This is a genomic window from Candidatus Omnitrophota bacterium (assembly GCA_021735655.1).
Lineage (GTDB): Bacteria > Omnitrophota > Gorgyraeia > Duberdicusellales > 4484-171 > JAHKAJ01.
The window spans coordinates 191,061-212,640 of sequence record JAIPGM010000001.1; the positions used below are offsets into that span (position 1 = coordinate 191,061).

Here is a 21,580-nt window from a genome sequence, read left to right on the forward strand (position 1 = left end):
AAGGTATAATTACTTTCAATGAAGGCAATTAATGGTTTTTTTCTTGTGCTTTTATTACTTTTTCAACCTTTCCTGACTTATGCCGAATGTCCCTGTGCAAAGAATAAGCCTAAGCATGGCGGAGATTTGGTGTTGTCTACGATAACTGACCCTAAATCATTTAATCCGATAGTTTCTAAAGAGGCTAATGTTGGGGCGGTTATGGGGTTAGTTTTTGAAGGGCTAACCCGTACTAATGGTGTGACAACTGAAGTTGAACCTAATCTTGCTTTGAACTGGGAAGTAGATGAAACCGGCAAAGTTTGGACCTTTAAGTTACGTGAAGATGTAAGCTGGGTAGATGGAGAACTATTTACTGCTGACGATGTTGTGTTTACCTTTAACCAGCTTATCTATAATCCGGATATCGATACCAGCGCTCGAGATATCTTTACTATTGAAGGGAAAATTTTTAAGGTTGAAAAAATCGATAAATTTACCGTAAGATTTACTTTGCCGGTTAAGTTTGCTCCCTTTTTGCGTTCAATGGGCCATGAGATTATGCCAAAGCATCTCTTAGAAGATGTGGTTAAACAAGGAAAATTTAACTCTCATTGGGGCTTGGACGCTAAACTTGAAACTATTGTTGGGACCGGTCCCTATATGCTTTCAAAGTACTTACCTAGTGAGCGGATAATTTTAATTAGGAATCCCAACTACTGGCGAAAGGATAAACAGAAAAAAAGATTGCCCTATATTGAAAAAATAACTTACTTAATCGTTCAAAATCAAGATGTAGCTCTCCTAAAGTTTCAGCAGGCTGAGATTGACTACTATGGCCTTCGTGGTCCTGATTATCCAATTTTAAAGCCTCAGGAGAAGGAAGGTAATTTTACGGTTTATAATACTGGACTGGGCTTTAGTACTAATTTTTTAGTTTTTAATCAAAATCCTGGAAAAAATCCAAAAACTAAACAGCCTTATCTTGCCCCGGATAAATTAAAATGGTTTAGTGATGTAAAGTTTAGAAGAGCGGTTGCACACGCTATTGATAAAGAGTCGATAGTTAATATTGTAATGAATGGCCTAGGCGCTCCTCAATATTCGGCGATGAGCCCATCAAGTGGATTTTTCCATAATCCTAATGTAGAAAAGTACGATTATAGCTTGGCGAAAGCCAAAGAGTTACTTAAAGAAATCGGCATAGTAGACCGCGACGATGATGGTAAAGTTGAAGATTCAAAAGGTAATAAAATCCAGTTCAACCTCTTTACTAATGCCGAGAATACTCAAAGGATAACAATAGCTAATATTATCAAAAAAGATCTTGAGCAGCTTGGCTTTATAATAAATTTTGTACCGCTTAGTTTCAATCAGCTAGCTAGTAAATTTGATTCTACTTACGACTGGGATGCAATAATTTTAGGGTTTACCGGCGGAATCGAACCGCATTTTGGAAGTAATGTTTGGCAGTCAAGTGGGCATCTCCATGCTTGGTATCCAAAACAGAAAAAACCAGCTACAAAGTGGGAAGCTGAAATTGATGATATTTTTAATCAAGGGGTTCAGGAATTAGATCGGGAGAAACGAAAAGTTTTTTATGATCGCTGGCAGGAAATAGTTGCCGAGGAGTTACCGTTGATCTATACAGTACTACCTTCAAGCATATTTGCCGTAAGAAATAAGTTTGGCAATTTAAATCCTACTCCTTATGGAGGAGCTTTTCATAACTTAGAAGAAATCTATATAAAAAAATAAATGACTGCTTATATTATCCGTCGCCTGCTTCTATTTATCCCATTACTTTTAATAATTACCTTTATCGGCTTTGCTTGTATTAATCTTGCTCCCGGTAATTACTTTGATAGCTTAAAGCAAAATCCCCAAGTATCCGAAGATACAATTAAGCAGTATGAAGCTAAATATCATTTAGACAAGAATGTTTTTATTCAGTATTATTATTGGTTAGCTAATGTAGCTCGGCTTGACTTTGGATACTCTTTTACTTATAAGATACCGGTTTTTAAGCTCTTGAAGCTACGGATGTTTAATACAATCATTTTGTCGCTCTCGGTGCTTATTTTCAGTTGGTTAATTGCTATACCTTTGGGAATTTATTGTGCGGTTAATCAATATAAGTTTAGCGATAAGTTTTTTTCTTTTCTTTCATTCATCGGTCTTTCAATTCCTAATTTTTTCTTTGCTCTCTTACTTTTATATCTAGCTTCGGTAACTGGAATATTACCTTCAGGCGGAATGCATTCCTTGGGTTATGAAAATCTAAGTCGCCTCGGAAAGATTTTTGATGTACTTAAACATTTAATTATTCCAACCTTAGTTATTGGTACGTCAAGTATTGCCGGACTGCAGCGTCTTATGCGGGGAAATATGCTCGAAGTCCTTAGAGCTCAGTATATTACAACAGCCAGAGCTAAAGGCTTGCCAGAGCGCAGAGTCATCTATGTCCATGCAGTAAGAAATGCTATTAATCCGATGGTTACTATGTTTGGCGGAACTTTAGCCGGGCTTTTAAGCGGTGCAGCCTTAACCGAGATAATCTGCAGCTGGCCGGGGTTGGGTCAGTTGATGCTTGAAGCAGTAAGGAGCCAGGATTTATTTTTATTCGTTGGGGATCTGTTGATGATTAGTTTTCTTTTGATTACTGGATATTTAATTGCCGATATATTATTAGCCTGGGTAGATCCGCGAATTCAGTATCAATAGAACGATAAGTTAAGATTGAACAATAAAGATGAAAAAAGAAAATTCCAGCAATTTAACTAAAGGAATTCGCAAATTAAAAAGACACGGCTTGGCCATGGTTGCCTTTTGGACCATAGTGGCTTTATATCTATCGGCTGTCTTTGCCGGGTTTATTGCTCCTTATCATTATGATAATGAGGAAAGAACTTTAAGCTATGCTCCGCCGGTAAAAATTCACATTATTGATCAAAGCGGTCGCTTGCAGAGACCGTTTGTCTATAAAAGAACTTTTGAGTTTGACGAGTTTTATAATCGTGTATATAAGGAAGATAGAGCTAAAATGTATCCGATTAAATTTTTTACCAAAGGAGATAAATATAGCATTCTTTGGTTAGTTAAGAGCAACCGGCATCTTTTTGGCGTTGAAAATGAGGCGAGAATTTATCTTTGGGGTGCTGATTCACGCGGTCGGGATATTTTTTCACGCATATTCTACGGTGGACAAATCTCTCTTTCGATTGGTTTTGTCGGAGTGATCATCGCTTTATTATTGGGTTTGTTTTTTGGCGGAATTTCCGGTTACTTTAGGGGAAAGACCGATACGATTATCATGCGGGTCTGTGAAGTTATTATGATGATTCCGGGATTTTATTTGATGCTGTCTTTGCGGAGTATATTTTCCTATTCTTTGACTTCTCTACAGATTTACTTTGCTTTGGTTTGCATAATGTCCTTTATCGGCTGGCCGGGCTTAGCCCGGGTTATCCGGGGGATGAGTCTTTCTCTGCGTGAGCGGGAGTTTGTTTTGGCGGCTAGGGCTTTGGGAGTTTCTGACTTGAAAATTATTTGGCGCCATATTATCCCGCATACCTTTTCTTATTTAGTAGTTGCAGTATCACTCTCAATACCAGGATATATTTTAGGTGAATCAGCGATAAGTTTATTAGGTTTGGGTATTCAAGATCCTTACGCCAGCTGGGGAAATATGTTAAGTGAGTCAATGGCTATTGCTCAGATTAAATTTCACCCTTGGATATTAATACCGGGTGTATTTATTTTTATTACCGTAATGGCCTTTAATCTTTTGGGTGATGGTTTGCGTGATGTTTTTGATCCGAAGATGACTATTGGTCGGAAATTTTAGCTTTTTAATTTTAATATGGAAAATATATTAGAGATCAAGAATCTGCACACTTATTTTTACACTGAAGACTCAGTCGTTAAGGCGGTAGAGGGGTTGAACCTTTCGGTGAAGAGGAACGAGGCTTTGGGCTTGGTCGGTGAATCAGCCTGCGGAAAAAGTGTTACCGCTAGTTCAGTGATGCGCTTGATTCAGCCACCGGGTAAGAGTGTTAACGGCGAAATTATTTTTGAAGGGAACGATATTCTAAAGCTATTTCAAAATCAGATGCAAAAAATTAGAGGTAAGGATATCGCGATTATCTTTCAAGAGCCGTTTATGGCATTGAATCCGGTATATCGAATTGGTTTTCAAATTGGCGAGGCTATTGGCTTTCATCAAAAAGGGGTATCAAAGGAGACCAAAGAGAAAAAAGTTATTGATCTTTTGAACAAAGTTGGAATTCCTGATCCAAAGTCAAGGCTAAATGATTACCCGCATAATTTAAGTGGCGGCCAAGCTCAAAGAGTAGTAATCGCAATGAGCCTATCTTGTGAGCCTAAGTTAATTATTGCCGATGAACCAACTACCAGCCTAGATGTAACCATCCAGGCTCAAATAATGGAGCTTTTGCTTAAGTTAAAAAAAGAGAGTAATTTTACTTTTATTTTAATAACCCACAATCTAGCTCTTTGTTCAGAGGTAGTTGACCGGATAGCAATAATGTATGCTGGCCGGATAGTTGAATTGGCTAAAACAGAAGAAATATTTAAAAATCCCTTACATCCTTACACTCAGGCTTTGTTTTCATCTATCCCCAGGGGTGATTGTATTAAAAAGAAACTAAAAGTTATTGAAGGTTCAGTGGCAGATCCGGCTAGTAAACCTTTAGGCTGTCATTTCAATCCGCGTTGTCCAAAGAAAAAAGATAATTGTCTAAGCCAGTATCCGGAATATAAAGAGATTAGTCCAGGGCATTGGGTGAGTTGTCACTATGTGAAGTAGTAGACTATGAGTGCAATATTAGAAGTTAAAAATTTAAAGAAATATTATCCGATCAAAAGAGGTTTGTTTTATAAGACGGTTGGTTGGCTGAAAGCAGTTGATCGGGTGAGTTTTTCTCTTGAGCGGGGGAAAACTTTAGCTTTAGTCGGTGAGTCTGGTTGTGGAAAAACCACTCTGGCTAGATCAATAGCTAAGCTAATTGAGCTGGACTCAGGCGAGATTAACTTTCTCGGTCATCAAATAACTAATATGACCGCAAGCCAGATGAGGCCGTTGCGTCGAGATTTGCAGATTATTTTTCAAGATCCGTTTAACTCTTTAGATCCCCGTTTTACGGTAGCTAAAATTATTCAGGAAGGGCTAGCTGCTTTACATAGCGTAAAATCAAAACAGGAGATACTTGATTTATCAAAGAAGATGCTTGATCGGGTGGGTTTACCAGAGAATTGTTTAACTCTTTATCCGCATGAGTTTAGTGGCGGACAGCGCCAAAGAATTAGTATTGCCCGTTCATTAATTCTTAATCCGCAACTACTTATTCTTGATGAACCAGTTTCAAGTTTGGATGTTTCTATCCAGGCCCAGATCATTAATTTATTGCTAGAGTTACAGGAAAGGTTTAAACTTACTTATTTATTTATTGCCCATGATTTAAATGTAGTTAGGTGCGTCAGCGATGAGGTATGTGTGATGTATTTAGGAAAAATAGTTGAGCGAGCTCAGTCAAAAGAGTTGTTTGGGAATCCACTACATCCCTACACTGAGACTTTGCTTGCGGCATCACCGCAGCTAGAGGTTAAGAAAATAAAAAGAGTTCATATTGCTAGTGACACTAAGGATCAGCCAAGGTCAAAAGGGTGCTCATTTTATTCTCGTTGCAGTTTTCGTTCTGATGGCTGTCGCAAAAAGCCACCGGAGTTAAGAGAGGTAAGTAGCGGCCATTGGCTTAGTTGTTTTAGGTCAAGCTTGCCATAAAACCGCGCCTTTTTCAGGACTTTTCTTTTTATTCTATTGATTTTTTTCCTTCGCTATTGATTTGTAATTTGGTTGGAATTCATTGAATTTAATGTATAATAATTAAGATAATATCAATAAGGCTTTCTAAAGGGGCCTTTGTCTTGAAATTACCAATGAAAAGAAAGAGAATCCTGATTGTCGGAGGCGGGTTAGCCGGCTTAAGTGCTGCCTATTTTTTGGGTAAGCAGGGCCAAGCGGTATCTGTCTTTGAAAGAGAGAAAGAATGTGGAGGATTGTGCCGTTCAATAAAAAAGAATGGCTTTACCTTTGATTTTGGAGGTCATCTTCTGCACTTCCGAAGAAAGGATATTTTTCTGCTGGTCAAGAGACTTCTTAAGGGCAATTTGCTAAAACATAAAAGAAGTGCCTGGGTTGATACTCATCAACGTTTATTGCCTTATCCGTTTCAGGCTAATCTTTTCGGTCTGCCTAAAAATATAGCTGCAGAATGCCTTCAAAACTTTATTGAGGTTAATACTAATGGACAAAAAACTGCTAAAACCAATAATTTTCGGGATTGGATAGATAGCAATTTTGGTAAAGGGATTGCCAGGCATTTTATGGTTCCTTATAACCTTAAATTTTGGAAAATGCCCTTAGAAAACCTTTCTTATGAATGGGCAGAGCGATTCGTAGTTCTTCCTTCGCGTAAAGATGTTGTTGAGGGGGCCATTGGAAGCCGAAGTAATAATTTAGGGTATAATTCCTTTTTTTGGTACCCTAAGCAAGGCGGAATAGAAGAGTTGATAAAGTCTTTTTCCGGTAGGGTGGATGATATTTTTTTAAATTCCGAAGCAGCAGAAATCGACCTAAAGAATAAAGCAGTAAGGTTTAAGAATGGTTCCAAAGAGAAATTTGACATTTTAGTTTCTACCATACCTTTACCCGAGCTTGGCAAAATTATTAAAGGATTGCCAAAAGATATTTTATCTGAATTTAGAAGATTAAACTGGCTATCTATTTATAATATAAATCTAGGGGTAAAAGGAAATATTAGGCCAGGACAACACTGGATTTACTTTCCGAGAAAAGATAGTTCCTTTTTTAGAGTCGGATTTTTTAATAACTTTTCATCGCAGCTTGCGCCACGAGGCATGAGCTCTTTATATGCCGAAGCTTCATATCTCGGTGGTTCTGCGATAAGTAAGTCAAGGCTTGCCACGGCGATAAAAAAAGATTTAGCCAGAGCCGGAATTCTCGGAAAGGATAATTCTACTTGTTGCGAATACACGAATGATATAGATTACGCTTATCCGATTTATGATAAGAATTATAGGACAGCCAGGCATAGAATTTTTAAGTTTTTGTCGAAAAACAAGGTTGTTTCGGTCGGCCGTTATGGCGGTTGGCAATACCTATCTATGGAGGATGTTATTTTGGAGGCCCAAGCTACGGCTAGGAGTATATAAATGAAGTTTAGAAAAAGAATAAAAAATGTATTTTTCCATAAATCCATTTTGTGGGAGATGTCGATTAAGCAGCTTAAGGCAAAGTATTCTGGTTCTATGTTGGGTATTTGGTGGGCAGTGGCGACCCCTCTTATTCTGGCTGTAAGTATTAATTTTATTTTTACTAATGTATTTAAGGTGGGTATTGAAAATTTTACCTTTTTTGTTTTATCAGGGATAGTCCCTTGGCTATTGTTCTCTAATGCTATAAACGAAGCCGCCGGGTCTTTTATTGCCAATTTTTCGGTATTAAGGCAGGCCATTTTTCCTCGAGAGTTTGTTCCAATGACTTCGATTATCTCTAATTTTTTAATTTTTCTGATCGGTTTATTGATTCTGCTTCCTTTTTTTATTGTTTCTAATCCGAGGGTAATTACGGTTTTGCCGTTTCTGTTGGTAGTTTTATTTTTTTATTTATTTTTTCTTGTCGGGCTTGCTATGATTTTTTCATCTTTAAATGTTTTCTTTCGTGATGTATCCCATCTTTTAGCTATCGGGTTAATGGTTTGGTTTTGGGTTACGCCTATTTTTTACTCTTTGGATATGTTACCGGCTTCATTTCGCTGGATCTGCTTAAGTAATCCAGTTACTTACTATGTAGTTTCTTATAGATTAATTTTGTTTGAAGCGAAGCCGTTATCCCTTCCAATTTTGTTAACTTTATTTTTTATTTCCTTTACGTCATTCATCGTTGGTTATGCCTTTTTCCTTAAAAATGAAAATAGTTTATTAAAACGAGTATGAGGATAATAGAATTTAATAATGTTTGGGAGAAGTACCGGATTAAATTTGTAAGGGACAGGAAAGTTTCTTGGGAAGAAATTTGGGCTTTAAGCAATATAGACTTTACAGTTAATAAGGGTGAAGTTATAGGAATAATTGGTGAAAATGGTGCCGGAAAAACTACTTTATTAAAATTAATCGCTGGCATGTTTGCTCCGGATAGAGGAGATATATCTGTTCGAGGAAAGGTATCGGTATTGATGGAGCTAGGGGCTGGTTTTAATCCTGAGTTTACCGGGAGGGAAAATGTTATTCTTAATGCCCGTATCTACGGGTTAGATACAGACATAGTTGAACAGCAAATGGAGAAAATCGTCGAATTTGCTGATATTGGTAAATTTATCGATGCCCCGGTTAAATATTATTCACAGGGCATGTATACCCGTTTAGCATTTGCTTTGGCTATATTTGTAGAGCCGGATATTCTTTTAATTGATGATATTCTATCGGTAGGCGATGCTGACGCACAAAAGAAATGTATTGATAAAGTATTCAAGTTAAAGGAATCGGGAAAGACTATTATTTTAGTAAGTCATGACATGCATATGATAAGTAGGCTGTGCGATCGAGTTATCCTTTTGGATAAAGGTAAACTTATCGACAGAGGTAATCCCGCTGAGATTATCTATCATTACCTAGAGACTGTTGGGGATAAAAGTGGTATTGCAGTTTTAGAAAAGGATAAATTAAGATTAGTATTTAATAATGGGAGAATTACTTTTAGCTACGCAGGAGTGCCCCTTACTAAAGAATTTGGTGGTTATGTGGCTTATTTTGTTTCTTCCCTTGGTAGTTGGCTTTCTTCTTTTGATTTATTCTGGAAGATAAGCCATTTTTCAGCTAATAAAATTGTTGCTGAGGGAGAATATAAAGGTAGAGGGCCTTCTCAGGTTTGGGTTTTGGAATTTTCTGAAAGCAGATTATGTTGGCAGGTGAAGATAAAAGACAAAGATGTAAGAGATCCGCATATAGATTTATTGCTTAACCCTCAATATAAAAAATGGTTAAATTTAGACCAAGGCGGGGGTTTTCCTTCCTTTATTTCTAAATCTACTTGGCAGAATTTGGGTTTAGCTAATTTTCCCCAAGCTATGGTCGGTTTAACCGCAGACTTGGAAGTTAAGAGTTGTCCTTCTTTTGTTTTGACCGCAGAGGATAAGGATACTCAGATTAGACTTTTCAATACAGGTTATGACCAGGAAGGACGCATTATTCAGTTGGATTTAAAGTTAGCCGGAGACAATCTATTTTTTCTTAAAATATTTCCTGAGAAAAATATATTTGAAGAGTATATTAAAAAAGAGAAAGATATATTTGAAGAGAGCATTAAAAAAGTAAACCAGCAACTAGCTTTAGAGAAAGAAGCGCAACAGGTCAGATTGCGGGATTTATCAACTTTTGCTTGGGGCAATTTTAGTCTTTTTGCTGATAAGGAGGAAAAGTCTTTAAAGCTATACTTTAAGAATAAAGAAGTCACCAAAAAAGAAGGATTCCATATATCTTTTTTGATCAATAATATCTGGTACGATACTACTTCTGCGGATTGGCAGATAACTAAAGAAAAGGAAGTTTTCATAATTAAACTATTTTGGAAAGTGTTTGATTTTAAACAAACTTGGAAATTTTCAGTTAAGAATGGGGGGCTTCTTTGGAATTTAAATTCCATCGTAAAGAAAACCTTCAATCCAGAGATTATGAAAATCGGTTTACTATTAATAAGTGAGTACAAAACTTTCTTTTGCGGTTATCAGCAGGAAGATTTTCCAGATAAATTCAGCTCTTGGCAGGATATGTCTCTCAAAGACCCGAAAGCAAGATGTTTTGGTTTAAGAAAACAAACATCGTTACCGGCGATTGCTTTAGATAACAATGAAAGTTTTGATTGTATTGTACAGAACAGCGATGAAGAAAATTCCTGTCGGGTACTACAGCTAAGCCTTCCCAGGCAAAGTTTTATTCAAAAAAATACATCTTTTGGTGTTCAACTTAGCCTGCTTGAAGAGGAAAGTCCCATTGATCATTACCTTAAACAAGAAAGACAGGACCATTTACTTAGGCAACAAGAAGCAAAAAGATTGCTTAGCGCTAAAAGTACTATATCAAAAGATAATTTTCGTTTTTTTGTTGATAAGGAAGAAAAATCTTTAAGGATATACTTTAAGGACAAAGAGATTACTAAAGGGGCCGGTCTACATAGTTCATTATGCGTTTTCGGGAAGTGGTTTCATAGGGAGGAAACTAGGTGGCAGACAAAAAAGATTTCCGATGAAGAAGTAGTTTTAATTTTAAGTTATGACTCACTACCGCTTTTACAAATTTTTTCTCTTAGTTTCAAAAGAAAGGGTATTCTAAGAGTTAAAGTCGAAATGGAAATAAGCGAGCAGATTCATTTGTCTGATCATCATCTGAAGCTTGAGCTTCAAGATGACTATAATAATTGGGATACTGGCTATGAGCAAGGCAATTTTTTTATTGATCGATATGTGGATGAGATCGGTCCGATTAGACTAAAAGATAATAGAATTTCGAATATACTATTGAGATCAAACAATGAAAGTAAAATTCCAAAAATGCTTTTGAAAATTATTTCCCAAATTGATAGACGAATTATAAACCTTTATAAGCGAAGAAGTGAAGATGGAGAATGCGTTGGCCTTTGCTCTCCTTTGATTGTATCTAAAAAAGAAGAACTGGTTAAACCTGGAAAGTATACTTATTTCGAAGGAGAAATCATATTTGGAAAAGAAGCTAAATTAGAAAGAGAAGCTTCTAGGGTAGATATTGTCGAGCTTAAAAAAGATGATATAAGATTTGTTTTTGATCGTGGCAGAGTTAAAATTTTCTGGAAGGAAGAAGAGTTAACTTCGGAATTAGGAATTTATACCTCATTGCGTTCAAAAGGAATCTGGCAGGATTCTTACCAGGCAGCTTGGGAAATAGAGCATAAAGCTAAGGAAAAAATTGTGGCAACTGGAGGTTGGCCTTACCTTCCCATTTCTCAAACATGGAAATTAGAGTTGCTCGGCAAGAATTCAATATCTTGGCAAGTTGACATGGAGATTTACGGTGAAGTTAATTTAGAGATAGAACAGGCTAGTGTAATGATTTCTTCTAAATACAGGAATTGGGAAATTCCCAGTTTTAACAGCGGTAAATTTCTTGATGTCTATGTTAAGAATCACGATATTCTACCTTTTAGATTTTGGTCTGGGGATGCAAACAAGATAGCTGCTGTTTCAGAATGTTTTCCCTCGATAATTTTTAAAAGCGAAAGACAAGATAAAGAAATGCAGGCGGTTATAGAAAATACAGGTATTTTATATAGGGCAAGGTTGTTGCAGTATCAAAGTACAAGTAATAATGCAATTTTGCCAGGTAAATATCCATACTTTAGGGGGATGATAGAAATTGAGACTAGGAAGTAATTATCAAAAGTTTCGAAATCATCTAAGCGCGGGGGGTTTGATTTATGCTGTCTATAGAGGTATAAAATATTTTATTTATTTGCCGCAGAGGAGAAATTGTAAGCGTAAACAAAAACAAATAATGCTTATTAACGGCAAGCTAAGAATAGATTATTTGGATAAAGGGATTGGCATGTCTTGGAATAATTCCCCAATTACCGAAAATGTACACTTTAATGTCGGGCTTAATACTTTAGGATTATGGACAGATTCTTCAAAGGCTCATTGGCAAATTATGGATCAAGGAGAAGATTATCTCAAGGTCAAGGTAATTTTCCAGGAGTTACCTTTGAGCCAGAATTGGCTAATAAAGTTAGAGGGCGACCACCAAATATACTGGAAGATAGATTTAGAAATAGAAGAGCATCTTCATATTGATGAATTCCGGATGGTTTGCGGAGTTAACCGTAAGTATAAAACTTGGATTAATAGCTTTCAGGAGAAAGTTTTTCCCCGGCTTAATCAATATTGGCAAGATTTATGTCTAGATAATGTTTTTACTTCTTTTGTGGGAGTAAGGTTTCCTACTGGAAACACTCTCTTGCCTTCATTGGTATTTGAATCTTGCGATGATAGCAGAGTTTTTTCCCCCCTTGTTCAAAATACCCCTTTAGATATTAATACCCATATTATAGGATTTAGAAAGATTAATCACGAAGATGAAAGGGATTATCCGCCGGGTTGTTATCAGCTTTTTGCTGGCAGAATAAAATTATACGAAGACAATTATCTGTTAGATAAGAAAATAGAAGATGTGCGTCAAGATTACTTTAAGTCTACAATGAAACGAGTAAGTGCTATTTCCGAAGCCAAAGAATTAAAAGTTATGCTAGTAAATCTACCTTGGCAGAATAACGGGGTAGGGGGAGTAAGGGCTGGCTCTCGTTGGCCGCACATGAAAGATTTAAGCGAAGGAAATTACTTACCATTTCCTTTTTTTCTTGCTTACGCCACCTCTCTTTTAGAAAAAAACGGTATCAAGGCTGACTTAGTTGATGCTATCGCAGAATGTTTATCCGAAGATAAGTTTATCGAGCGGCTTTTAGGAGCTAATTGTAATGTTTTAGTTGTTGAGACCTCTGTGCCTTCATTTTACCATGATCTGCAGCTATTAAGGAAGTTATCAAATTTTGGTTTTACAATAATTTTATGCGGTCCAAATTCTGAAATTTATAAATTTGAATTTTTAAAAGAAAATAGATTCATTAATTATGTTTTATTCGGAGAATATGAATTTACGCTTTTGGAATTGACGAAGATTATTTCTAAGGGCAAAAAAGATCTTACTTTTGTAAAAGGCCTTATTTGGAGAGATGAAAAAGGTAATATTATTAAGAATCATCCTCGGGAGCCTTTTGATATAAATTGTTTACCTTGGCCTCACAGGGATAAGCTTCCGATGGAAAAATATTGGGATTTACCTGGTGATATTCCTCATCCTTCGGTTCAAATAGTTGCCTCGCGGGGTTGTCCTTTTGGTTGCAGTTTTTGCCTTTGGCCTCAGATTCTTTTTGGCGGAAAGACCTATAGAGTGAGGGACGTAACTGATTGCATTGATGAAATGGAGTACTTAGTAAGAGAAAAAGGCTTTAAATCAGTCTATTTCGATGATGATACTTTTAATGTCGGAAAAGCTAGGATGCTTGATTTTTGCAATGAGATTATAAAGAGAAAGCTAGATAATGTCCCCTGGGCAATTATGGCTAAAGCCGACCTTATGGATGAGGAGATTTTAGATAAGATGAAGGAGGCTGGGTTACATGCGGTAAAGTATGGAGTAGAGAGTGCTTCGCAAGAGTTAGTGGATAGGTGTGGAAAATGTCTAGACCTTAAAAAAGCAGAGCAGATGATTAAATATAGCCAACATTTAGGCATAAAGGTTCATTTGACTTTTTCCTTTGGTCTTCCTGGAGAAACTAAGGAGACAATTAAAAAAACAGTTGATTATGCTTTAAAATTAGATCCACAGTCAGTTCAATTTTCAATTATTACACCTTTTCCAGGCACAACTCTTTTTGAAGAGCTAGATAAAAAGGAAAAAATTCTTACTAAGAATTGGTCTTTGTATGATGGTCATTATAGTTGTGTTTTCCAGCCGGATAACCTTTCTTTGGGAGATTTAGAAGAATCAAAACAACATGCTTACAGGTTGTGGCTAGATTATCAAAGGAAAAAAAGAGGATTGCTGGGTGATCTAAAAAGGTTCTATAATTATGCACAAAAAGATGGTTTAGGCAATGCAGTTAAGAAGACTAAAGATTACTTGAATTATTCTATTTTTCATAGAAAGAAGTTTATCGGTAAGATATGAAGAATTATCTAGTCACCTGGGATAAAATATGTAAGGGTATAACTAAGCAAAAGAAGATATTTTGTGGCCCACACACTGTCCAAATAGATTTAACCGACAAATGCAATAGTAGCTGCGTTGCTTGTTGGATTCACTCACCTTTAGTTGAGGAAAAAAAATCATTTCCAGAAGGCAAAAAACAACTTTCTTTCGAATTAGTTAAAAGTTTGATTAATGATTTGTCTGATTTAGGAACTCAGGAGGTAATTTTATCCGGATCAGGGGAGCCATTTTTATATCCAGAAATAAAAGAGGTTATAAAAAATATAAAGTCAAAAAATATGTATCTAAATATAATTACCAATGCTTCTCTTATCGATGAGGAAATGGCAGAGCTGTTAGTAAAATGCAAAGTCGATTTAATTACTGCCAGCATATGGGCCGGTGATGCTGAAACTTACAGCTTAACTCATCCAGGAAAAAGCGAAGCTGATTTCGAAAAAATAAAGAGTAACTTAAAGAAATTGGCTTTTTATAAGAAGCGGTATGGTTCATTGGAGCCGCATTTAAAATTATATAATGTAATTTGCAGTAAAAATTATAGAAATATTGAGGAAATGGTTGATTTTGCTAAATCAATGGATGCCGATTCTTTAGAGTTTCAGGTTGTTGATATAATTTCTGGGAAAACAGATCATTTGGCCCTGAAAGATGCCTATAAGAGCGAGATAGTAAATCAATTGGACAATATAAGAAAGCGAAAAGATTTAATATCTTTTAATACGCCTAAAGAAATGCCGATAGATAGTTTTATTGATGAGGAATTTTTTGATTTTGGAAAGATTTGGAAAAATTACAAAAACGGCTTTTGCGTTTCTCAGTGTAGCAGTTCTTTGGTTTGCAAAAAAGATCACGAGATAAAAGATAAGAGAATTATTGTTTCAGAGTCGACATCAACCAGAGGGACTCGTCCGGTTGCATTTTGGTATAAATTTGAAAATAATATATGTAAAACTTGCGAGGAAAATATTGAGTGCGTTGACGATGAAAATGCAGTGAGCATAAAATTGTTGAATATGTTGGGTATTGGTTCATTTTTGAGGAGATTATTGCGCTCTGATTTAGAGAGAGGGATATATGAAAAGCAAATAAATAGCATCCCATGTTATATAGGGTGGTATTATTCTCGTATTTTAGCTAATGGTGATGTTATCCCTTGTTGCAAGGCAGGTAAGTTATCTTTAGGTAATATTAAGAAAAGAACTTTTTCTAAAATTTGGCATTCCTATCGATATAAAAAGTTTCGGCTTAACGCTAAGAATTTAACTAAGCATCATAAGTATTTTTCTAACATCAATTGCATCAAGAGTTGCGATAATTGGGGAGTAAATTTAGAAATCGACGGGAGATTGAAGGAATTTGAAAATAAAGAGAAAAAAAAGGAGCCTTACCTTTTAACTATCAAGAATAGCATTATAAAGGGTAGGGTTGAGGATACGCTTGCAAAAATTACTCGTAATATTAAACCGAATAATTTAAAAAAGAGATATTCAGAAATTTTAGGTGTATTTGATGGTGAACATGGTTATAAAGGTCCATTCCACGTTCAGATAGACTTGACTAATGATTGCAATAACACTTGCATTGCTTGTTGGTGCAATTCACCTCTTTTGAAAGAGAAACGATTATCGGCTGATAAAAAAAATCAATATTTACCTTTAGGAATGGTAAAGGAATTATTGGATGAGATTACTAATATGGGTGCTACTGAGGTCTATTATTCAGGAAGTGGTGAACCATTTATGCATCCAGCGATTATGGAGATTCTCGATTATTCAAAAAAGAAAGGTTTAATCTGTCACGTAAATACTAATTTTACTCTTCTTAATCAAGAAAAGATAGATTGCTTAATCGATATGGAGGTTGACCATCTTACGGTGAGTGTTTGGGCGGCTACGGCCGAAACTTATGCAAAAACTCATCCTAATAAAACCGAGGCTGACTTTCAACGGATAAAAGAGAATTTACTATATCTGAACTTACGAAAGAAAAGTAAGCCCTGTATAAAAATTTATAACGTTATTTTTAACATGAATTACCTTGAAGTTGAGAAGATGCTTGATTTTGCCGTTGAGACTAAATCTGAATCTTTAGAATTTACCCTTGTAGATACTATGCCTGGGGCTACTGATATGCTTGCTTTAAATCAAGGACAGTTGGATGAGCTTAATGATTTATGCAGGAAAATAAAATTAAAATTAGATAAAAATTACATAATTAGGAGTAAAAAGGTATTGCTTTTTCAGTTTGAGCAGTTTTTGAGAAGGATTTCTGTTTCTCAAGATGTCCAGGAGGCAAAATACGATAGAGGTGTTATTGATAGTATGCCTTGTTATATTGGTTGGCTTTTTGCACGAATAATTCCTAACGGGGAAGTTCATTCTTGTCTTAAGGCGCATAGAATTCCGACCGGTTCTTTGTATAAAGATAGATTTTTCGAAATTTGGAATAGTGCTAAACAGGCACATTTTCGTAAAAAGACTTTAGTTTGCAGAAAAGATGATCCTTTCTTTAGGTTGATTGGCAACGATCCCAATACAAAGGAGGCCGGTTGTTACAAGAGTTGCGATGATATCGGGAGGAACACTTGGATGCATAACAAGATGAATATGTTGACGCCACTGGGAAGGCTGACACTTAAGTACGTAGCTAAAGCCATGAAGCCTCTAAGGAGGCTTAGGTCCAAAAACGATAATTTTAAGAATTACCACAGTGACCCTTTAATTGCCGGGGTCATCCATGGCCGGAAGGCTTTTTTGGGACCCGAACAAGTAGTAATTGATCCGACCAATAAGTGTAATTTGCAATGCATTTCTTGTTGGATGTATTCGCCATTATTGAAAAAAAATAAACCAGCTTTGGATTTATTGAAACAAGAATTATCTAAAGAGGTACTTATTAAATTAATCGATGATTTAGCTGATTTAGGAACAAAGCGTATTAGGTTCACTGGTGGCGGAGAGCCTTTTATGCATAAAGATTTGATGACAGTAATAGAGCATGCCCGAAAAAAGAATATTTTAGTTGCGGTAACTACGAACTTTGGTTTGGTCTCTAGACAGGATATTCTTAGATTGTGTGATTTGGGATTGGAGGAGTTATGCATAAGCATTTGGGGTTCTTCATCGAGAGTCTACAATTTGGTTCATCCTGGTACCGGTGAGGATTATTTTAAGAAATTAAAAGAAAATCTTTCTTATTTGAAAGGGCTAAATAAGTATAAACCGCGGACTACCTTTGCTAATGTAATCATGAATAATAATTTCACTGATTTTGAAGCAATGTATGATTTTGCTTTAGATCATGGAGCTGATGCAGCCTATTTTACCTTGGTTGATATTATTTCCGGTCAAACCGATAAGTTCTTGTTGAATAAAGATGAACGAAGCGAATTGCTAAAGAGAGCTCTTATGGTTCAGCAACGAAATAAAGATAACAAGCTGCAGCTTGAATTTTTTGAGAATTTTCTAAAAAGAGTATCTAGTTTCCAAGGAGACTTTGAAAAAGGAGAATATGATAAATCGAGCATTGATCAATTGCCTTGTTATGCCGGCTGGATTTTTTCAAGAGTTTTGGCAGACGGAAGCGTTGCGCCCTGCTGCCGGGGGGTTAAAAAAATAATCGGCAACATCAAGACTAAATCTTTTAAAGATATTTGGTTTTCGCCCGAATACAATGAGTTTAGAGTTAAAGCAAAGTATTTATCGAAAAGCAACGCTTACTTTAAGGATATAGGCTGTATAAAAGAATGTGATAATTTGATGCATAATCAGGAGTTTCATAAAAGAATAAATCTAAAAGAAGGAGGTTGAAGTTAATTGAATATGGCGGGTAAAGTGGGTGCTATCGATTTTCAATTATTTTTAAGAAAAATCAGCCTTGAGCGTTTTTTTCAAAGTTTTTATTATTTTAAATGGTTGGAATACCCTTTAGTCTACAATAACCTTGAACTAAAAGCAGGTGAACAGTATCTCGATATCGGTAGTGGAAAGTCCATTTTTCCTCTATTTGTCGTAGCGAAAAATAACTGTAACGTGCACGTATTTGATGATCAGTCCATTATAAAAGACAGTATTACTTATTATCAGAGCAATATTAGAAAGATGGGGTTATGCAATATTTCTGGAAAAAATTTCTTGATTCACGAAGCTACAGAGAAAGGACAGCTCGATTTTCCTGATAATTACTTTGATAGAGTTTCTTGTATTTCGGTATTAGAGCATATTAAGGGCAATGGTGATAGTGTAATGATGCAGGAAATATCAAGAATTTTAAAAAAAGGCGGGAGGGCTGTGATAACTTTTCCGTTTAATGGCAAGGATTATATAGAAGAAGATAACCCAGAAGGGGTAGGATATTTCCAGCGGAAGTATAGTGTAGCGGCGATTAAAGAGCGGATAATTGATCCAGCCAATTTAAAGGTTAAGAAGGTTATATATTTTGGAGAACGTTATATAAGTTTTGGGGAACAATACTTGCAGAATAAATTTAGAAAAATAAATTGGCTCATACCTTTATTCGCGCCTATTTTATGGAGGGTGTGCCATTATTATGAAGGTGAATATCGCAATTTTTATGAGCGAGCAATAGATAAAAAAGGTACTGGCGTAGCGTGTATTGTTTTTGATAAGATTTGAATAAGCAAAATTGTGAAAATTTAAGATGCTGACTTTTCCTAAATATCTTTCAATCCAAACTACTTCTCTATGCAATGCTTCTTGTGTATTTTGTCCCTATAAAGATATAAAAGATGTAAGGTTCAAGACAATAATGGATAGAGGCCTTTATGAAAAAGTTATTAATGAATGCAGTAACCATAAAGATATTGAATGCATTATAGTTTACATGAATAACGAGCCCTTAACTGATCCTTGCATAGTTGAGAGAATAAATTATGCCAAAGATAAAGTTCCTTGGGCTAGTGTGCATATCTTGACCAATGGAGCCTTACTTAGCGATGACCTGGCTGATAAACTTATTGATTCTCGTCTAGACTGGATCGGGGTAAGCTTTCATGGGATCAGAAAAGAAACTATAGAGCGGGCAATGGGCATTCCTTATGAGATCAGCTTGAAGAGAATAACCAATTTTATCGAAAAAGCAAAAGCGAAGAAAAATATAAAGAACTATTTTATGCTAACTTTTTTGCGCCATGTATATTTGACTCCTCAAGAGCGGGAAGAGGCTATTAGTTTTTGGAGAAAACTGGGGATAGAAAGAATAAGCTATTTTGACGGGCCCATATCTCGGGCCAGCAATGTAACTAATTTACCAAAAGTCTACCATCAAGGCAAGATCAGTGGATGTAATTCTATCTGGGCTGATGAGATGCTTCATGTGGTAGAGGATGGTAAGGTTATTTTGTGCTGCATGGATTGGCGAAGAGAAGTAATTTTAGGCGACCTAAACAAACAAAGCATCCATGAAATATGGAATGGCAAAAGAAGAAAGATTTGGGATATGATTCGTGGAACAGGAGAGGTTCCTGAAGGATTTTTGTGCCGCAGGTGCGAAGAGGCTAAGCAAGAGATTTAAAGGATGCTCATGAAAAATGAAAATTGCGAATTAATTTTTGTAATGACTCCGCCTTGGCAGACAAAGATGCCGCCTTTAGGCTTGGCCTATTTAGCCAGTTTTTTGAAGTCAAACAATATTAACGTAGATGTCATAGATTTGAATGTGGATCTTTTTAATAATGCTCAAGAATGCCATAAATATTTTTGGGATATAGAAACAATAAGTAATTTTGGTTCGCTTCGGATTGCCCAAGATTTTATTAAGGCATTCAATAAAGAACTTGAAAATTTTGTTGATCGAATCTGTAGTCATCCTGCAAAGTTGGTCGGTTTTTCTACTACGGTAGCTAGTATAAATATCGCCACCTACCTTACTCATCGGATAAAATCAAAAGATCCTTCGAAAATAATTATTTTAGGCGGGCCAGGATGTTTTTTGGATACTTGCAATATAGATCCTGAAAGGGTGGTAGATATTTTTGTCATTGGCGACGGAGAGCTGCCTTTATTGGATATAGTTAAAAGATTTAAAGATAAACAGTCTTTGTCTGATTTGTTGGAGGTTCCTGGGACAATAATTTGTCTAGATAAGAAATATCATGACTTTTCACCGGCGAATCCTGTTAAGCAGATAAACGATATTCCTTTTCCTACTTTTTCGGAGTTCGAGCTGGATGAATACCATAAAGAACATGTTTACAAACCAATTCCAATTATTACCAGCAGAGGCTGTATAAATAAATGCAGTTTTTGCGTAGACCATAAGCTCAGTAATCCTTTTAGATTTCGAAATCCGCACAAAATATTTGAAGAGATAAAATACCATGTAGAAAATAATTGTAAAAAAGAGTTTGAGTATAACGATCTACTATGTAATGGAAATTTAAAGCAATTGGAGCAGCTTTGCGACCTGATCATTGAAAGCGGCCTGTCTATAAAATGGACAAGCTATGCGGCCATAAGGAAAGGTATGAGTTTAGAGTTATTTCAGAAGATGCAGAAGGCGGGATGCAGATTTTTATGTTATGGTATGGAGTCAGCTTCAGATTTAGTTTTAGATAAGATGAATAAAAGATATAATTCTCATACGGCAGAGGATGTTATTAGAAAAACCCATTCCTCAGGTATCGAGACAGGAATCAACATTATAGTTGGCCACCCCGGTGAGTCGAATAAAGAATTTAACCAAACTTATAGATTTATCAAAAGAAACAAAGACTACATTGATCAAATCACAAACCTGTCTACTTGTTTTTTAATACCGACTTCGGATTTAGCTGAGAATATGAGCAATTTCGGTATTTATTTTTATTCTCCTTTGAAAAGGATGCCAAAATTCTTATTTCGAAATAAAGAGCTTGAGCCTAATTATGAAAATTTCTGCGCCTATCCTCATAATACTCCTGCGATTAGAGCAAAACGAGCCAGAAAAATTATAACTCTTGCTTCAAAGATAGCTATACCGATTACTATTTTGAACTATCAAAAGCAGCACGATATGGGTATGGGGGATTTTCTAGTCCAAACTCAAGAAGCGGAAAAAGTTTTTCGTTGTAAGAAGTTAAAGATAGACTTTAGTCAAAAAGGAAGCGGTAGGTTATATTATGACAATAAGGCCTTAACTAAAGACGTAGGCCTAAATGCTTCCTTTCATGCCAATGGGCGATGGTTTGATTCTTCTTCGGCAAAGTGTCGGGTAGCCAGATCCAACAGAGGCTTGGAAATAAGAATGAGTTGGCCGGAGATTTCTTTGTTTCAATGCTGGACGATAAAAACAGAAGGTGATTCTTCTGTCGAATGGCGGGTAAAAACAGAGTTTAAAAGGTCTTTGGAGCTATCTCAATATAAGATCGGCATTATCTTGTCACAGGAATACGATAGTTGCCAAGTTAATGGTGAAGAACACCGATTCTCCGATAATTTTACCGAGAACTGGGAGGAAGCATTGTTTTTGAAGCTTGATTCGATAAGCATCGGCTCTAAGGGATTTTTACCGATGATGACCCTGAAGGAAGAATCCAAGGGTGGTGTGTTCGTGCAGGTCCATAATACCCCGCTTCACTTGCATACTCGAATGATTAATTTTTGCCGTTTTGGCGAGAACCTTAAAGATGACCACAGCACTGAATCTTTATTGATCAAAAAAGGTGATGTTTGGAAAAATAAGCTAAAAATAAAATTAAAGGTTTAAAAAT

General features: G+C 36.1%; 13 protein-coding genes. All 13 read left to right on the top strand.

Annotated elements, in window-relative coordinates; translation table 11 throughout:
- Positions 1-18 precede the first annotated feature (18 nt).
- The 13 genes from K9L86_00255 (at position 19) to K9L86_00315 (ending at position 21,576) form a co-directional block, all read left to right on the top strand.
- Positions 19-1,737, top strand: a complete 1,719-nt coding sequence (locus K9L86_00255) for an ABC transporter substrate-binding protein (protein ID MCF7907298.1) — start codon at positions 19-21, stop codon at positions 1,735-1,737.
- Positions 1,738-2,703 carry an ABC transporter permease gene (locus K9L86_00260; GenBank protein MCF7907299.1) on the top strand — a complete coding sequence of 322 codons (966 nt, stop codon included), beginning with the start codon at positions 1,738-1,740 and terminating at the stop codon, positions 2,701-2,703.
- Positions 2,704-2,731: 28 nt separating this feature from the next.
- Positions 2,732-3,826, top strand: a complete 1,095-nt coding sequence (locus K9L86_00265) for an ABC transporter permease (GenBank protein MCF7907300.1) — start codon at positions 2,732-2,734, stop codon at positions 3,824-3,826.
- A gap of 15 nt (positions 3,827-3,841) precedes the next feature.
- On the top strand, positions 3,842-4,807 hold the full coding sequence (locus K9L86_00270) for an ABC transporter ATP-binding protein (GenBank protein MCF7907301.1): 966 nt from the start codon (positions 3,842-3,844) through the stop codon (positions 4,805-4,807).
- 6 nt (positions 4,808-4,813) lie between these two features.
- Positions 4,814-5,782 carry an ATP-binding cassette domain-containing protein gene (locus tag K9L86_00275; protein ID MCF7907302.1) on the top strand — a complete coding sequence of 323 codons (969 nt, stop codon included), beginning with the start codon at positions 4,814-4,816 and terminating at the stop codon, positions 5,780-5,782.
- 155 nt (positions 5,783-5,937) lie between these two features.
- The gene (locus K9L86_00280) at positions 5,938-7,233 is read left to right on the top strand and encodes an FAD-dependent oxidoreductase (GenBank protein MCF7907303.1); all 1,296 of its coding nucleotides are present in this window, start codon (positions 5,938-5,940) and stop codon (positions 7,231-7,233) included.
- Positions 7,234-8,016: an ABC transporter permease gene (locus K9L86_00285; GenBank protein MCF7907304.1), complete on the top strand. Its 783-nt coding sequence runs from the start codon at positions 7,234-7,236 to the stop codon at positions 8,014-8,016.
- Positions 8,013-11,480, top strand: coding sequence for an ABC transporter ATP-binding protein (locus K9L86_00290; protein ID MCF7907305.1), 3,468 nt, complete (start codon positions 8,013-8,015; stop codon positions 11,478-11,480). Before K9L86_00285 ends, K9L86_00290 begins: the two co-directional genes overlap by 4 nt.
- Before the next feature lie 121 nt (positions 11,481-11,601).
- The gene (locus K9L86_00295; protein ID MCF7907306.1) at positions 11,602-13,830 is read left to right on the top strand and encodes a radical SAM protein; all 2,229 of its coding nucleotides are present in this window, start codon (positions 11,602-11,604) and stop codon (positions 13,828-13,830) included.
- On the top strand, positions 13,827-17,681 hold the full coding sequence (locus K9L86_00300; protein ID MCF7907307.1) for a radical SAM protein: 3,855 nt from the start codon (positions 13,827-13,829) through the stop codon (positions 17,679-17,681). The genes K9L86_00295 and K9L86_00300 overlap by 4 nt, the downstream gene beginning before the upstream one ends.
- Positions 17,682-17,693: 12 nt before the next feature.
- Positions 17,694-18,506, top strand: a complete 813-nt coding sequence (locus tag K9L86_00305; protein ID MCF7907308.1) for a class I SAM-dependent methyltransferase — start codon at positions 17,694-17,696, stop codon at positions 18,504-18,506.
- Between the two features lie 25 nt (positions 18,507-18,531).
- Entirely contained in the window at positions 18,532-19,404 is an 873-nt protein-coding gene (locus tag K9L86_00310; GenBank protein MCF7907309.1) for a radical SAM protein, read from the top strand.
- Positions 19,405-19,413: 9 nt separating this feature from the next.
- Positions 19,414-21,576, top strand: coding sequence for a B12-binding domain-containing radical SAM protein (locus K9L86_00315; GenBank protein MCF7907310.1), 2,163 nt, complete (start codon positions 19,414-19,416; stop codon positions 21,574-21,576).
- Positions 21,577-21,580: the final 4 nt, after the last annotated feature.

Excerpts from the sequence above, each read along its gene's own strand:
- K9L86_00295 (MCF7907306.1), top strand. The coding sequence starts at position 11,602 with ATGCTTATTAACGGCAAGCTAAGAATAGATTATTTGGATAAAGGGATT.
- K9L86_00260 (MCF7907299.1), top strand. The coding sequence starts at position 1,738 with ATGACTGCTTATATTATCCGTCGCCTGCTTCTATTTATCCCATTACTT.
- K9L86_00280 (MCF7907303.1), top strand. The coding sequence starts at position 5,938 with ATGAAAAGAAAGAGAATCCTGATTGTCGGAGGCGGGTTAGCCGGCTTA.
- K9L86_00290 (MCF7907305.1), top strand. The coding sequence starts at position 8,013 with ATGAGGATAATAGAATTTAATAATGTTTGGGAGAAGTACCGGATTAAA.
- K9L86_00275 (MCF7907302.1), top strand. The coding sequence starts at position 4,814 with ATGAGTGCAATATTAGAAGTTAAAAATTTAAAGAAATATTATCCGATC.
- K9L86_00265 (MCF7907300.1), top strand. The coding sequence starts at position 2,732 with ATGAAAAAAGAAAATTCCAGCAATTTAACTAAAGGAATTCGCAAATTA.
- K9L86_00315 (MCF7907310.1), top strand. The coding sequence starts at position 19,414 with ATGAAAAATGAAAATTGCGAATTAATTTTTGTAATGACTCCGCCTTGG.
- K9L86_00255 (MCF7907298.1), top strand. The coding sequence starts at position 19 with ATGAAGGCAATTAATGGTTTTTTTCTTGTGCTTTTATTACTTTTTCAA.
- K9L86_00300 (MCF7907307.1), top strand. The coding sequence starts at position 13,827 with ATGAAGAATTATCTAGTCACCTGGGATAAAATATGTAAGGGTATAACT.
- K9L86_00305 (MCF7907308.1), top strand. The coding sequence starts at position 17,694 with ATGGCGGGTAAAGTGGGTGCTATCGATTTTCAATTATTTTTAAGAAAA.
- K9L86_00310 (MCF7907309.1), top strand. The coding sequence starts at position 18,532 with ATGCTGACTTTTCCTAAATATCTTTCAATCCAAACTACTTCTCTATGC.
- K9L86_00270 (MCF7907301.1), top strand. The coding sequence starts at position 3,842 with ATGGAAAATATATTAGAGATCAAGAATCTGCACACTTATTTTTACACT.
- K9L86_00285 (MCF7907304.1), top strand. The coding sequence starts at position 7,234 with ATGAAGTTTAGAAAAAGAATAAAAAATGTATTTTTCCATAAATCCATT.